The 15,273-nt window shown below is 64.2% G+C and carries 11 protein-coding genes and 2 pseudogenes; 11 read left to right on the top strand and 2 right to left on the bottom strand.

Annotated elements, in window-relative coordinates; genetic code table 11:
- The first annotated feature begins 50 nt into the window (after positions 1–50).
- The 8 genes and pseudogenes from HK436_RS09590 (at position 51) to galE (ending at position 9,302) form a co-directional block, all read left to right on the top strand.
- On the top strand, positions 51–818 hold the full coding sequence (locus tag HK436_RS09590; protein WP_173189166.1) for an ABC transporter permease: 768 nt from the start codon (positions 51–53) through the stop codon (positions 816–818).
- Between the two features lie 286 nt (positions 819–1,104).
- Complete coding sequence (locus HK436_RS09585) at positions 1,105–2,463, top strand: UDP-glucose dehydrogenase family protein (protein ID WP_173189164.1); 1,359 nt, start codon at positions 1,105–1,107, stop codon at positions 2,461–2,463.
- A pseudogene (locus tag HK436_RS09580) lies at positions 2,460–3,490 on the top strand (NAD-dependent epimerase). The gene HK436_RS09585 and the pseudogene HK436_RS09580 overlap by 4 nt, the downstream one beginning before the upstream one ends.
- 136 nt (positions 3,491–3,626) lie before the next feature.
- Positions 3,627–5,251 (top strand): annotated as a pseudogene (locus tag HK436_RS09575) (alpha/beta hydrolase).
- A 101-nt stretch (positions 5,252–5,352) separates the two neighbouring features.
- On the top strand, positions 5,353–6,348 hold the full coding sequence (locus HK436_RS09570; protein ID WP_173189162.1) for a TRAP transporter substrate-binding protein: 996 nt from the start codon (positions 5,353–5,355) through the stop codon (positions 6,346–6,348).
- Between the two features lie 66 nt (positions 6,349–6,414).
- Positions 6,415–6,921 carry a TRAP transporter small permease gene (locus HK436_RS09565; protein ID WP_173189160.1) on the top strand — a complete coding sequence of 169 codons (507 nt, stop codon included), beginning with the start codon at positions 6,415–6,417 and terminating at the stop codon, positions 6,919–6,921.
- Positions 6,918–8,201: a TRAP transporter large permease gene (locus tag HK436_RS09560; protein ID WP_173189158.1), complete on the top strand. Its 1,284-nt coding sequence runs from the start codon at positions 6,918–6,920 to the stop codon at positions 8,199–8,201. The genes HK436_RS09565 and HK436_RS09560 overlap by 4 nt, the downstream gene beginning before the upstream one ends.
- Before the next feature lie 108 nt (positions 8,202–8,309).
- Complete coding sequence (galE, locus tag HK436_RS09555) at positions 8,310–9,302, top strand: UDP-glucose 4-epimerase GalE (protein WP_173189156.1); 993 nt, start codon at positions 8,310–8,312, stop codon at positions 9,300–9,302.
- Positions 9,303–9,312: 10 nt separating this feature from the next.
- Here galE and HK436_RS09550 read toward each other — a convergent pair whose 3' ends face one another.
- Complete coding sequence (locus HK436_RS09550; RefSeq protein WP_173189154.1) at positions 9,313–11,457, bottom strand: glycosyltransferase family protein; 2,145 nt, start codon at positions 11,455–11,457, stop codon at positions 9,313–9,315.
- A 169-nt stretch (positions 11,458–11,626) separates the two neighbouring features.
- Here HK436_RS09550 and HK436_RS09545 point away from each other — a divergent pair, with 169 nt between their 5' ends.
- Positions 11,627–12,376, top strand: coding sequence for a hypothetical protein (locus tag HK436_RS09545; protein ID WP_173189152.1), 750 nt, complete (start codon positions 11,627–11,629; stop codon positions 12,374–12,376).
- On the opposite strand, the gene HK436_RS09540 is transcribed toward HK436_RS09545, so the two are convergent.
- Entirely contained in the window at positions 12,360–13,541 is a 1,182-nt protein-coding gene (locus HK436_RS09540) for a glycosyltransferase family protein (protein ID WP_173189150.1), read from the bottom strand. The genes HK436_RS09545 and HK436_RS09540 overlap by 17 nt on opposite strands.
- Here HK436_RS09540 and HK436_RS09535 point away from each other — a divergent pair.
- Entirely contained in the window at positions 13,522–14,082 is a 561-nt protein-coding gene (locus tag HK436_RS09535; protein WP_173189148.1) for an ABC transporter ATP-binding protein, read from the top strand. The genes HK436_RS09540 and HK436_RS09535 overlap by 20 nt on opposite strands.
- 30 nt (positions 14,083–14,112) lie before the next feature.
- Positions 14,113–15,237, top strand: a complete 1,125-nt coding sequence (gene wecB / locus HK436_RS09530; RefSeq protein WP_173189146.1) for a non-hydrolyzing UDP-N-acetylglucosamine 2-epimerase — start codon at positions 14,113–14,115, stop codon at positions 15,235–15,237.
- The last annotated feature ends 36 nt before the right edge of the window (positions 15,238–15,273 follow it).

The following is a 15,273-nucleotide window of genomic DNA, read 5'->3' as shown; positions in this document are numbered from 1 at the left end:
CCGCGAACCGGACCCCGGCTCGCCGGGGTCCTCCTTCTGAGGAACACGTCATGATCCGAACGCTGCTGTCGCTTGCAGGCTTCATCCTTGCCTGGTGGGGCCTGGTCGCGTTGTTCGACGTGCCTTCCTACCTGGTTCCCTCACCGTTGGAACTGGCCGAGAAATTCTGGTTCCTGACGACGCAGGCAGGCCTGTTTGGCCACGTGCCGGTGACGGTGATGGAAATCGTCGTCGGTTTCGTCATCGGGACGGTGGTGGGCGTGGCCGCGGCGGTCCTGTTCACGCGCTTCCCGATGGTGGAAGTGGTCCTCAACCCGCTGATCATCTTCATCCAGACAGCGCCCAAGATTGCGATCGCGCCGCTTTTGCTGCTGTGGCTCGGCCTCGGCGCGACGCCCAAGATCGTGCTTGTCGCCATCGTCAGCTTCTTCCCGGTTCTGTCGAACATGCTGAGCGCGCTGCGCTCGATCGATCCGAACTACGGAGCGCTTGCCCGCATCCTCAAGATGAACGCATTCCAGCGCCTGTGGCGCATAGAGCTCCCCCAGGCGCTGCCGCTCCTCTTCGCCGGCATGAAGGTCGGTGTCACGCTCGCCGTCACGGCCGCGGTGATCGGCGAACTGATGGGTGCGCGCGCCGGCCTGGGCTATCTGCTCAGCCTCGGCCAGGAAACCGCGGATGTCGCGCTCGTACTCGTCGCTGTCATACTGCTTTCGCTGATCGGCTACCTGCTCTACGTCGCGCTGGGCGCTGCCGAACGGCGCCTTCTCGGCTGGCACGAAAGCCGGGCAAGCGCGGCGCCAGCCGTCGAAGGCTGACCCGGCGCAACCCCTTGTTTCGGGGCCAACCCTCGGCCTCGACACACATTTCCCATTCGTTTCCTGCGAGCCGGCGCGCGGAACCCGTGCGCCGGCTTCGCCTGTCATCGAAGTTTCGTCCGCATCGACTATCGCCTGAAGGCATCATGCGGAAGGCTGATCCGTTGCCGCTTTAATCACCTGACGCATCAGGATGGTCGGCTTGTCTGTCGCTCGGTTCGGATGGCTGACTGAGCGACGACTGCCGCGCCGGGTTTTGCCCGGTGGAGACGCCAGGAGGGAATGGATGCAGATCGTGATGATCGGCGCGGGGTATGTCGGCCTCGTCTCCGGAGCCTGCTTTTCCGATTTCGGCCACAACGTCATCTGCGTCGACAAGGACGAAAGCAAGATCGCCGCGCTGCGACAGGCGCGCATTCCGATCTTTGAACCGGGCCTGGCGGACCTCGTCGAGCGCAACGTACGCGCCGGTCGGCTGTCCTTCACGGCCGACGCGTCATCGGCCGTTCCCGGCGCCGACGTGGTCTTTCTGGCCGTCGGCACACCGTCGCGGCGCGGCGACGGATTCGCCGACCTATCGTTCATCTACGCCGCGGTGCGCGAGATCGTGCCGCTGATGGCGGAAAACGGCGTCATTGCAACCAAGTCGACGGTGCCCGTCGGCACCGGCGACGAGATCGAGCGGATCGTCCGCGAACTCCGCCCCGAAGCCTCGATCGCGGTTGTCTCCAATCCCGAATTCCTGCGCGAAGGCGCGGCCATCGACGATTTCAAGCGGCCGGACAGGATTGTCATCGGCACCGACGATGCGCGCGCCCGGGCAGTCATGGGCGAGGTCTACCGACCGCTCTACCTCAATGCAGCACCACTCGTTTTCGTGTCACGACCGACGGCGGAGGTAACAAAATACGCAGCCAACGCGTTTCTGGCCACCAAGATCACCTTCATCAACGAGATTGCCGATCTCTGCGAGCAGGTCGGCGCCAATGTGTCGGACGTGGCGCGCGGCATCGGTCTGGACAAGCGCATCGGGCCGAAATTCCTCCATGCCGGGCCGGGCTATGGCGGCTCGTGTTTCCCCAAGGACACGCTCGCCTTGGTCAAGAGCGCCAACGACCATGGCGTCGCGATGCGCGTCGTGGAGGCAGTCGTTGCTGTCAACGACCAGCGCAAGCGGGCGATGGCGCGCAAGGTGGTTGCTGCATGCGGCGGCTCGGTGCGCGGCAAGCGAATCGCCGTACTGGGCCTTACCTTCAAGCCCAACACCGACGACATGCGCGAGGCGCCGTCCCTCTCGATCATCCGCGCCTTGCAGGATGGGGGCGCGATCGTGCACGCGCACGACCCCGAAGGTGAAAGCCAGGCGCGAGAACTCCTGTCCGACGTCACCTATTTCGCCGATGCCTATAGCTGTGCGGACGGCGCCGATGCGATCGTCATCGTCACCGAATGGGAAGCCTTCCGCGCGCTCGACCTCGCGCGGCTGCGGACCCTGCTGCACACGCCCGTGCTGGTGGACCTGCGCAACGTCTATCCGCCCGATGAGGTACAGCGACATGGCTTCACCTATGTCGGCATCGGCCGCCCCACCGATATGGCACCATATGGTCAAATCGGCGAAGGAATGGGGATCGCGGCCGAATGAATGCCGGCATACAGTCGGCGGCGCTACGCGGCCGACGCATCCTCGTCACCGGCGCGGCCGGCTTCATCGGGTTCCATGTTGCGCGCCGGCTGCTCGACACCGGCGTTCAGGTGCTCGGCATCGACAATCTCAACGACTATTACGACGTCTCGCTCAAGCAGGCGCGGCTGGATCGCCTCGTCCGTCCCGGCTTCGCCTTTGCCAGGATCGACATCGCCGATTCAGCCGGCCTGATGCGGGAAATGGCGGCGTTCAAGCCCGATGCCGTCATTCATCTGGCGGCCCAGGCCGGCGTTCGTTATTCGCTGACCAACCCGCAAGCCTATGCCAGCGCCAACCTGACCGGCTTTCTCAACGTGCTGGAAGCCTGCCGCGAACATCCGGTCGAGCACCTGATCTACGCATCGTCGAGCTCGGTCTATGGCGCCAACACCAAACTGCCCTTCTCCGAGGCGGACAAGGCGGACCATCCGGTTTCGCTGTACGGAGCGACGAAACGCGCCAACGAGCTCATGGCGCATGCCTATTCGCACCTGTTCGCGATTCCAGCCACCGGCCTGCGCTTTTTCACGGTCTACGGGCCATGGGGAGGCCGGACATGGCCTATTTCTCCTTCACCAGCAAGATCGCGGCGGGAGAGCCGATAGACGTCTTCAACGAAGGCCGGATGGAACGCGACTTCACCTATGTCGACGACGTCGTCGACGCCATTGTAGCCCTCGTCGGCCGGCCGCCTCAGCCGGCGCGAGATGCTTCAGGCACGAGACCTGCGCCACACCGCGTCTACAATATCGGCAATCATACGCCGGTGCCGCTCGAACGCTTCATAGCCGTCATCGAAAATGCCGTTGGCCAGCGCGCCGTCAAACGCATGCTGCCGATGCAGCCTGGCGACGTCCACGCGACCTATGCCGATGTCGAAGATCTTGCAGCGGCTGTGGGCTTCGCACCGCGAACGTCGTTAGAGAACGGCATCAACGCCTTCGTGGACTGGTACATGGATTATTACCAGCTCCAGCACGCCTGAGCCGGGCCACCCTGCGACATCGACCTCCGCCGATTATTCTAGGAAACAGCGCCCCCGGCGTTTAAATGGTCGCATGACTGCGCCGGACACCGACAGACGAACCGTAGTTGCCGCGCTCCAGGGCCAATTACTCGCTTTGGTAGCCTCGTTCTGCACCGTGGGCCTCCTGCTCGGCACGCTCTTCTTCGCCGCATCCCTTACGCCCAGCCTGCTGCCACGGGACTACGCGCTTCAAGGTGTATTGTCGGGCGTTTCCTTTGCCGCAGGCTACGGCATCGGTGTCTTTGCGCGCTGGCTCTGGGGTTATCTGGAGCTGCCTTCACCGGCGCCGCATGTCGAGCTCATCGTCAAGGCCGTTGCCACGGTGCTGTCGCTCGCGACCGCGTTTGCTTTCCTGTGGCGCGCGTCCGACTGGCAGAATTCGATCCATGCCCTGATGGGCCTTGAGCCGGTGGAAGGCTCGCGCCCGTTGGAAGTCGGTGTGATCGCGCTCGCCGTCTTCATCGTCATCGTGATGCTGGCGCGGCTCTTCAAGCTGACGCTCCATATCGTCTCCGAATGGCTGAAGCGCTACATCCCGCGCCGTGTCGCCAACGTGCTTGGTGCGGCCGTGGCGATCCTGCTGTTCTGGTCGGTGGCCGACGGCGTGATGCTGCGCTATGGCTTACGTCTCGCCGACAGCTCGTTCCAGCGACTGGACGCACTGATCGAAAGCGATATTGCGCCGCCTGCCGACCCGCTCAAGACCGGTAGCGCCGCTTCGCCCATCGGCTGGGAGGAACTGGGGCGCGCCGGGCGTCTGTTCGTCTCGACCGGTCCGAACGCCACCGACCTGGCGACATTCACTGGCAGTGCAGCGTTGGAGCCGATCCGGGTGTTTGTCGGCCTCAACTCGGCCGACACGGTCGAGGAGCGGGCAACTCTCGCGCTCGAGGAGTTGAAACGCACCGGTGCGTTCGAGCGCTCCGCGCTCGTCATCGTAACGCCCACCGGCACCGGCTGGATCGATCCGGCAGCCATGGACATGCTCGAATATCTGCATCGCGGCGACGTCGCGAGCGTGGCGGTGCAGTATTCCTACCTGACAAGCTGGTTGTCGCTGCTGATCGAACCCGGTTACGGCGCGGATACCGCACGCGCGCTCTTCAACGTCGTCTATGATTACTGGACCAGCCTGCCGACCGATGCCCGCCCGAAGCTCTACCTGCATGGATTGAGCCTCGGTGCGCTCAATTCCGACCTGTCCTTCAACATCTTCGATATCGTCGGAGATCCCTTCCAGGGCGCGCTCTGGAGCGGCCCCCGTTTCCCAGTGTGACGTGGCGTGCTGCAACGGCTGGACGAGACCCGCAATCGCCCGCCTGGCTGCCGCGCTTCCGAGACGGTTCCGCGATCCGGTTCGCCAACCAGAACGGCATGCAACAGCAGCGACCCGGCGCGCAGTGGGGGCCGATCCGCATCGTCTATCTGCAATATGCCAGCGACCCCGTCACCTTCTTCGATCCCGCTTCGGTCTATCGGGAGCCTGCATGGATGCGCGGGCCACGCGGGCCTGACGTATCGACCGAGCTGCGCTGGTATCCGATAGTGACGCTGCTGCAGCTCGCGCTCGACATGAGCCTCGCGACCACCACGCCGATGGGCTACGGCCATGTCTATGCCCCCGAACATTATATCGACGCGTGGATGCAGGTAACCGCACCCGAAGGCTGGCAGCCCTCCGAGGTCGAAAGGCTTAAAGCACTGTTCGCAGCACGTTGAACCTCGGTTGCTAAGCTGGCATAAGCCATCACCGTACCGTGAAAAGCCAACGGTCGAGGTTTCTTGGCGGCATAGCCCGCATATCAGGGAGAGAAGAGGCAATGACCCTATTCACCAGACATTTTGCGCCCGCCGCCATGGCGCTCGGTATGGCCGTTTTCGGCTTCTCAGGCGCCGCCTACGCGCAGCAGGAGGTAAAGCTCGGCTACGCTCTGGCGACGACGTCGCATTACGGCGTGGCTGCCGAGAAGTGGCAGGAGGTCGTCGAGGCCGAGACAGATGGCCGCTACGTGTTCCGCCACTTCCCCTCCTCCGGCCTCGGCGGCGAGCGCGAGGTCATCGAGGGCGTGCAGCTCGGCACCGTAGAGGCGACCATCGTCTCGTCCGGCACGCTGTCGAACTTCGTGCCGGAGACCGGCGTCTTCGACATCCCGTTCCTGTTCCGTGACCTTGCCCACGCCCGCGCCGTGCTCGACGGCCCGATCGGCCAGGAAATCCTGGCCAAGTTCGACGATGTCGGCCTCGTCGCACTTGCCTGGGGCGAGCAGGGCTTCCGCCACATCACCAACAACCGCAACGCCATTGCAGGGCCTGCCGACGTCGCCGGCCTGAAACTGCGCACGATGGAAAACCCGACCCACATCACCGCCTTCGAGGCGCTGGGCGCGGCTCCCACCCCGATGGCATGGCCGGAGGTGATCGGCGCGCTGCAGCAGGGCACCATCGACGGCCAGGAGAACCCGCTGTCGGTCATCACGTCCGCCAAGCTGTCGGAAGTGCAGAAGTACCTGACGCTGTCGGGCCACGTCTATTCGCCGGCGATGCTGCTCGTCTCCAAGCAGCTCTGGGACGGCATGTCGGAAGAGGACCAGGAGATCTTCCGCAACGCGGCGTCCGAAGCCGTGACCGCCATGCGCGGCTTCGTCGACGACGTCGAGACCTCCGGCGTCGCGCAGCTCAAGGAAGCCGGAATGGACGTCGGAGAGCTGAGCACCGAGCAGAAGGCGATGTTCCAGAACGCGCTCGGCAGCGCCTACGAGCAGTATTACGGCACCTACGGCAAGGAACTGATCGACCGGATCATCGCGACGAAATAGGTCGCCACCGACCGTGACAGGCTGACCGGCGCGGGCCATCCGCGCCGGCCTTTGGGAGGGGAGCCGATGCACACTTTCGAGCGTATCTTCGTTGCAATCAACAAATGGGTAGTGGTGCTGCTGCTGGCGGCGATGTCGTCGATCGTCTTCGCCAACGTCTCGCTGCGCTATCTCTCGAACTTCTCGATCACCTGGGCCGAGGAAGTCGCCCGCTATCTGATGATCTGGATGACATTCCTCGGGGCGGGCCTGTCGCTGCGCATCGGCGGGCATGTCGCCATCACCAACCTGCATGACTTCCTGGGTACCCGGCCCCAGCGCGCCCTGCGCGCATTCATCGGCCTGCTGCTGATCTGCTTTTTCGTCGCCATGATGTGGATCGGCTACGAATACATGAACCGCATGGGCCGCCAGCTCACGCCGGCAACCCGCATTCCATTCAGCTATATCTATGCCGCCATGCCGATCGGCTTCGCCCTGATGATCGCGCATTTCCTGCTGATCGCGCGCAGCTACATTCTCGGCGAGGATCTGCCGACCGATAATGTTCCGACGGAGGGGGCCGCCGGATGATCGCGATCCTCTTCTGCTCTTTCTTCGTGCTTCTCGTCATCGGCGTGCCGGTCGCCTTCTCGATGGCGATTGCCGCAGCGCTCGCCGTCTATTTCGGCTCAAGCTACCCGCTGATCGTCGTGGTCAAGGAGATGTTCTCCGGCCTCGACAGCTTCCCGCTGATGGCAGTGCCGTTCTTCATCCTCGCGGCCGAACTGATGTCCGGCGGTGCGATGACCACCATCCTGCTGCGCTTCGCCTCGCAGTTCGTAGGCCACCTGCGCGGCGGCCTCGGCTACGCAAACGTGCTGTCCTCGACCATGTTCGCAGGCATTTCCGGCTCGGCGCTGGCCGATGCCGCGGGTCCCGGCGCCATGATGGTGCGCATGATGGAAAAGGGCGGCTACGACAAGTCCTATGCCGGCGCACTCACCGCCTCGGCAGCCGTGATCGGGCCGATCATCCCGCCCTCCATCATCATGATCCTCTATGCCATGCAGGTGGAGGAGGTGTCCGTCGGCGCGCTGTTCATGGCCGGCATCCTGCCCGGTCTTCTCATCATGCTCATGCTGTGCGCGGCCAACTGGTACATCTGCCGCAAACGCGGCTACCGCAGCACGGAGCCACGGCCGGGCGCACGCGAAATGCTTCGCACCACGCTCTACGCGCTGCCCGCACTCTTCCTGATCGTCATCATCATCGGCGGCATCCGCACCGGCATCTTCACTCCCACTGAAGCGTCCGTCGTCGCGGTCTTCTATGCCCTGCTCTGCGGCATGTTCGTCTATCGCTCGCTCAAGCTGCGTCATCTGCCGGACATCATCTATCGCGCGGCCCTCGTCAGCATCGCCGTCCTCATCATCCTCGCAGCGGCGCGCGCCTTTGCATGGGTGCTCATAATCCAGAGCGTGCCGCAGACCCTTGCGGCGGTCATCGTGAGCTGGGAACTGAGCCCGATCGTCTTCCTGCTTGCGATCAACGTTCTGCTCCTCGCCTTCGGCCTCTTCATGGATCCGCTGCCCGGGGTCATGGTGCTGGTGCCGATTCTCGCGCCGATCGCCCATTCGCTCGGCATCGACCCGGTCCATTTCGCCATCGTCGTTATCGTGAACCTGACGCTTGGGCTTATCACGCCGCCGGTCGGAAGCCTGCTGTTCGTGGTTTCATCCGCCGTCAAGCTGCGCGTGACCGAGCTTGTCGGCGAAATGCCGCCTTTCTTCATCGCTCATGTCATCGTGTTACTAATCCTGACTTTCGTGCCGGCCGTTTCGACCTGGCTGCCGCATATCAGCGGTTTCTGATGCGCCGTTAACTCAGCCGAAATCGGGTGTTGTCATAACGGGCCGGCCGCATTTGCATGGCGGCGACATCGATGGCGCGTGGAAGCCCTGTGGGCGAGGATTGAACGAATGGCAGTCTTGGTGACGGGCGGTGCCGGCTATATCGGCAGCCACATGGTCTGGGCGCTGGTCGATGCGGGCGAGGAAGTGGTCGTTCTCGACCGCCTCTCAACCGGCTTTCGATGGGCCGTGGCCCCGGAAGCGGAGCTGGTGGTCGGCGATATTGGTGACCAGGAACTGGTCGCGTCGCTGATCGAAACCCATGCCGTCGACGCCATCATCCACTTCGCGGGCTCGATCGTGGTTCCCGAATCCGTGAGCGACCCGCTCGGCTACTACGCCAACAATACCTGCAAAACCCGCAACCTGCTCGAAGCTGCCGTTCGCGGCGGGGTCAAGCACTTCATCTTTTCGTCGACCGCGGCCGTCTATGGCGCAGCCGGCCTGGAGCCGGTGCGCGAGGACGCAACACTTGCGCCTGAATCGCCCTACGGCACCTCCAAGCTGATGAGCGAACTGATGTTGCGGGACGCTGCCGTCGCACATGATTTCACCTACACTGCGCTGCGCTACTTCAACGTCTCGGGCGCGGACCCGCGCGGACGCACGGGCCAGTCGACGCCCGGCGCCACCCATCTCATCAAGGTCGCCAGCGAAACCGCGCTCGGCAAGCGGCCGGCACTGACCGTCTTTGGCGACGACTACCCGACCCCGGATGGCACCTGCGTGCGCGATTATATCCATGTGTCGGATCTGGCGGCTGCGCATCTTCTGGCGCTGCAGCGCTTGCGGTCCGGGGGCGGCAACCTCATCGCCAATTGTGGCTACAACCACGGCTATTCCGTGCTGGAAGTCATCAACGCGGTGCGTCGCGTTTCCGGCGAGGATTTTACCGTGGAGATGGGCCCACGCCGGCCGGGCGACGCCGCGGCCGTCGTCGCCGATTCCAGCCTTGCCCGTGCTGAATTCGGCTGGAAGCCGGCCTATGACGATCTCGACACGATCGTCGGACATGCGCTTTCATGGGAAAGCGCGTTGTCACGCCGCAACCAACGGGACTGACGGCGGCCCGTCAGCCGCGAAACCATCCCGCCAGATGGTCAACCGTACGGGCGATGTCGAAATCGCGCGCACCCGTCTCCTGCATCGCGGTCATCCCCGCGCGCGCGCCGGCATCGACAGCCAGAATGGCGCGCGCCATGTCCTCGACGGTCTCGAAGACCGCCGCGTCGCCGTAGACCGACCGCGCGCCGGGCCAGTCGATGACGATCGGCACCGCTCCGGAACAGATGCCTTCCGCGACCGAGGTGTGGCAGCCCTCGCTTTCAGACGTCGACAGGATGAACCCGACATTGCGATACCATTCGGCCATGTTGGCGCCCGGCCGGTCGAAAATCACCGCGTCCCGCAGATCCTGATCGGCATTCAGCCGACGGAAAAGCGTTTCGAAAGCCTCGCGCTCAGGAGCGTTGTCCTTCCAGATCCACTCGAACTCCCACGGCATTGCGGAACGCACGCGCATGCGGAACTCCGGATCGCTGCGGCGAACGGTACGCAGGATGTCGAGGGCTCGGTCGAAACGCTTGTGGTGATAGCCATTGATGCCGACGAAACCGAGCGTCTTTTCCGCGCCGGGATTCTTGTCACGCCGAAGCTGATCGGCCAGGCAATATTGCGGCAGCACGCTGATCCGCTCGCCGCTCCAGCCGAATTCCCGCACGCAGATGTCGCGGAAATGGTCGCTGACGACAATGACGCCGTCGAGCGCGTCGCCGACCACCTCGCGTGGAAACGGCCTGAACGCCTCGAAGCGGTGAAGCCGCACATAGAGCTTCTGGTGCGGTTGCTTGTTGCGGCTGTACCATACCGCCTGACCCACGCACCACTCGCAGAAGATGATGTCGGCATCGCGCAGCAGCGAGCGGCTGTAGGCTTCGTCATGGGTCGAGGCCGAATACCAGTGATCGCGCAGGATGTCGCAGTCGCCGGCCTCCGCGAGCCGTTTCAGCGCGGTGTCGATGAACTTGAAATCATGCGAGGCGACGATCACCTTCGGCTTTGCCTGGCCGACGGCGCGGCGCGGCCTTTCGAGCAGCAAAGCTTTACGCAGGCGCTGCGCGGCGGCCTCGTAGGTAAAGGCTGCGGCAAGGTCCAGGCAGCGCTGCCGCATCGCGTCGTGCCGGCCCGGATCGGTGGCAACGCCACGCACGGCTGAAATCACATCGCCCATAGTCTCGGCGAAATAGGCATAGTCGGCGCCCAGGAGTGCCTCGTAGGCGGCGGTCCTGTTGACGACGGAGGGCACGCCGACGCTCGCGAATTCCAGGAACTTCGTCGAGATTTCAAGGGAATCGTTGAGCGCGTCGGTACGCCAGCAGAGGCCGAGATCGTGGCCTGCGGATTCCCGCATCGCGACCTCGCGATCCATCGCACCGTGCCAAGTGATGCCTGGCGTCGACTTGAACTTTTCCAAGATGCGGGCACGAAAGCCCGGATCGTCCTTTTCGTTGTGGACCTTGTCGCCGATCATCGACACGGTGGCTTCCAGCCCGGCTGCCCGGCATGCGGTCGGAATGTCGAAGAATGCCTCTACGTTCCAGTCGGCCGAATATTTGCCGGAATAGACAAGGCGCACGGGCTGGCGGCCCGATGCGGCGGGGCGCCCCTCGGTCGCCACCGGCTTCACCATCGGCGGCAGGACCGACACCTTGTTTGCCGCGCCGTTGAAGACCGCTTCCAGAAGGCCCCGCTGCGTATCGGACTGGACCAGAAGCCCTCCGGCTTTCTCCGTCAGTTCCGCCAGTGCAGAACGGTCATCGTCAAGATCGAGCGACGGGCTTTCCAGTAGATAAGCCCAGACCCGCGCACGCAGGCCACCGACGCGCACGAGCGCCTGCGCGGTTTCCATGTCGCGCACTACGACCCGGTCCAGACCTTCCTGCTGGTCGATATGCTCGACGATCTTCGCGATTCCGGCGCTGTCGCCGGGGTTCGGATGTTCCGCAGCGATTGCCTCGAAGTCGCCGTAGCAGACGATGCGCACATTCTCGAGCCGCTCGAGCGCCGGCAAGACGCCCTTGCCGGCCAGAGGGTCGCGACTGAGCACGATCACCTCGCAACCGAGCTGTTGCGACAGGATTTCCACGATGCTCTGGACCCATATGGTCGAGCCGTCGATGAGGTTGAGTCCGACGCTGGCGTAGACCAGGACCTTCATGGGAGCCTTCTTGATTTCGCTAGGAATGTCTGCGACATCAGCCTCTCTAGAGAGAGCATCCCGAGGATGCAAGGAACTCCCCTGCCTTCGCGCGGGACCGGTATCCGGTCGCAATGCGGCCCGTTCGGGCGATGCGCGCACGGCGGTAGCGCTGAAGGACGTTGTATTGATGAGCTCCGACAACGGCATGCGGGAAATCGGCGGCTATCTCCGGGAGCTGGAAAAGGTCAATCGCCAACTCGCCACCGAGAACACGCAGTTGCGCGTCTCCCACAGCTACCGCCTCGGCAACGCCTTCGTTGCTTTCGCCAAGAACCGCCGGATCGGCGGCATTCCGCAGTTGCTGCGCCAGATCAGGCAGGCGATGCGCCCTATGCAGGCGCACGCGCCTGCCCTGCCAAAGCGGCCTGACGAATTTTACGATATGCTGGGCGCGTCGGGTTCCGACCTCTTGCGCAAGCGGGTCGAGGAATCGCCTGTCGGCACCAGGATCATCCGGCAAGCGACCTTGCACGGGACCAGTGCCGATCTGCTGCGCCTCGTAGGCGTGATCGGACCCGACATCGCCACGAGGTGGGGCGGCGCAGTCAAGGATGCCTGCCTCGCCTATGACCGGTGGGATGGCGACTGGAGAACGCTGGAGCCGACCCATCTCGTCATCGACACCGATGAACTGGCTCGCCAGCCCGGCTGGCACCACGTCTTCACGCTGCGCGATCCAGCCGCTACCGTCGAGGCCGCAGCCATGCTTCACAAGGCGCGGCGGCAGGGGCTCGTAACGGTTCTGGTCGAGCCGTCACAGCCGAACCGTTTTCCGCTGCTTTCGCGCGCAAAGCCGCTTTTCGACGTGGTGCTCGAGCGTGACGATGTTGCGATCGATCGCCTGGCCGCAAGCGAGGCCCTCACAGCGCCAGAATAGCGCGCTCCAGCTCTTCGCCACGCCGTCGCCAGGACGTTCCGTCCGCCCATGCGCGACGCGCTTCGCGTGCCGGCGCGGTTTCCTCGGCGAGTACCGCTTTGACACCTTCCGCGAATTCGCCGGGCGTCCGGTAAAGCCGCACGTGGCCGGCGGCCGCCTCGATCTCGGCTGATGCATAACTCACCACCGGCAGGCCGGCGGCGCAGTATTCATAGAGCTTGAGCGGATTTATCGCGTTCACCAGTTCCGGCATGGCGGAAACGTCGAACGGAATTATACCCGCCTGGCAGTTGGCGAGGAACGATGGGATCCGTGCGAAAGGCACCGCGCCAAGCAGATGGACGTTGCCCGGCAAGGCCTGCGGCAGATCGGTCGTGACTTTACCCAGCAGCACGAATTGCAGATCAGGAGAGGCCTGCGCGGCCGCCAGCAATGCTGTCCAGTCGAACCATGGCCCGATCGTGCCGGCGTAGATGATCCTCGGCCCGGCGATGCCCCGCAACTCCTCCGGCTCGTCCCACGAGCCGTAAAACCGGTCGATGTCGACGCCGTTGGGCAGGTAAAGCGTCTTGCCCTCGCGACCACCCAGATCGTCGAGCAGCGCCTTGGACGTGTGCACGACAAGCGCGGCGTCGCGGAACACCTCCTGCTGCTTCTCCACCAGAGCCGGCGTCACCTCGGGAAAGCACTGGATGCGATCGGCGTAGCGATAGACCGTCGGCACCCCCAGTGCGCCGCCCAGCGAATGGAAATAGGGACTGTCGAACAGCAGGGCCCGCGCGTCCGAGAAGCCGCTGGCCGCCACGTAGCGCGTGATCGAAGGGTAGGTATGGCGCCACCAGCGATCGAGGATGAACGCATTGCGAAAAACGGGAACGTTCACATGTGGCCACCAAGCCGCGACGCTCAGGAGCCTGACGCTGCCGCCGGCCGGCGTGGCGAACACCTGCTCGCGGCCGCGCGCCGTTTCGGCCGCGCTTCTCAGCTTCCTGCGAGCGATGCCGCTCGATCTCGGGTGCACGAGATGGAGCAGCGAGGTTGGCTGGTCGAGGTAAAGGACGTCCCAGCCACGGTTGGCAAGCGCCTCGGCGAGATAGGAGGTACCCAGCCGCATCTCCGGCATGTAGGGGTGCGCGGATGCGACGATGACCTGCGGTGGCGACATGAAATCCCGGCTGTGTGGGCGACGCGGTCTCTTAGCCCCTGACCCCGCCCCCGTCGCCGGCATCGACCTGAGATTGACCGGCCTGGAAAACGTCCAGCGGCTTGCCGCTCTCCACCAGCTCGACCCGAAGCGGATCCCCGACGTCGTCGAGGACATCGTCGAATTCACCGAGCTGGGCGACTTCTTCGATCTGCCGGTCGGCACTTATTCCGCCGGCATGCGTGCCCGCTTTGGCTTCGCCTTCATGACCGCGCTGGAGGCCGACATTCTCCTCATAGACGAGGTCATCGGGGCCGGCGACAAGCGTTTCCATTCGAAAGCGGAAAAGCGGCTGGAAGCGTTCACAGCGTCCGGCGGCATCATCGTGGTGGCCTCCCATTCAACCGCCGTCCTGTCCGCGCTCTGCACACGGGCCGTCGTGATGCGCAAGGGCAGGATCGCGTTCAGGGGGTCCGTGCCGAAGGCATCCGCCTTCTTCACGGCAAGCGAGACCGGCGGCGCGACCGGAGACGACCCATCCGCCGAGCAGCCCGCTGCCTGATGATACGGCGCTAGAAAGGCGGAGCAGCACTTGAAGGTAGCAATCGTATTCGGAACCCGCCCGGAAGCCATCAAAATGGCGCCCGTCGTGGCGGCGTTTCGCGCCGATTCCGCTTTCGAGACCCTCGTCTGCGTGACCGGGCAGCATCGCACGATGCTGGATCAGGTGCTCGGCATCTTCGGGATCGAGCCTGACATCGATCTCGACATCATGACGCCCGGCCAGTCACTCACCGACATCACCGTGCGTGTGCTGCAGGGCATGGAAAAGGTGATCCGCGAGCACAGGCCGGACGTCGTTCTGGTCCATGGCGATACGACCACGGCCATGGCGGCGGCGCTGGCGGCCTTCTACCATCAGGTGCCGGTAGGCCATGTCGAAGCGGGTCTGCGTACGCGCGACATCATGCGCCCGTGGCCGGAGGAGATGAACCGCAGCGTCATCGACGTGGTCGGACGCTGGCTCTTCGCCCCGACGCCGCAGGCGCGCCAGGCCTTGCTCGACGAACGGATCGACGGTTCGCGCATCGCCGTTACCGGCAACACCGTCATCGACGCGTTGCTGATGGCCTCCGATCTGATCGAGGGCGACGCGGCGAGGCAAAATGCGATCGCCTCGGATTTCACCTATCTCGATCCGGCCAAACGTCTCCTGCTTGTGACCGGGCATCGCCGCGAAAACTTCGGCGGCGGCCTGCGCCGCATGTGCGAGGCGCTCGCAAGACTGGCGCGACGCGGCGACGTGCAGGTCGTCTATCCGGTCCATCTGAACGAGAACGTACAGCAGGCCGCGCGCGAGACCCTGTCCGGCGTAGACGACGTCTTCCTGATCGATCCACTGGAATATCTGCCGTTTATCTACCTGATGCGTCGGTCGCACCTCATCATCACCGATTCCGGCGGCATCCAGGAGGAAGCGCCGTCGCTCGGCAAGCCTGTGCTCGTCACCCGAGATGTGACCGAGAGGCCGGAAGCGGTGGCAGCCGGCACCGCACGTTTGGTCGGAACCGATCCCGACGTCATCGTGCGCGAGGCGGAGAAGCTTCTCGATTCTCCCGATGCCTACCGGCGTGTCAGCGAAATCAGCAACCCCTACGGGGACGGCAAGGCCGCCCAGCGGATCCTCGAAGCGATCAGGGTCGGCAACACCCGTTGATCCAACGGCATCCAACTGCGTTGACGAGCGGCTTCG

The organism is Neoaquamicrobium sediminum (assembly GCF_013240295.1).
In the GTDB taxonomy this organism is placed as follows: domain Bacteria; phylum Pseudomonadota; class Alphaproteobacteria; order Rhizobiales; family Rhizobiaceae; genus Aerobium; species Aerobium sediminum.
Note: the sequence above shows the minus strand (reverse complement) of the source record. Positions and strands in the feature narration are given on the sequence as shown.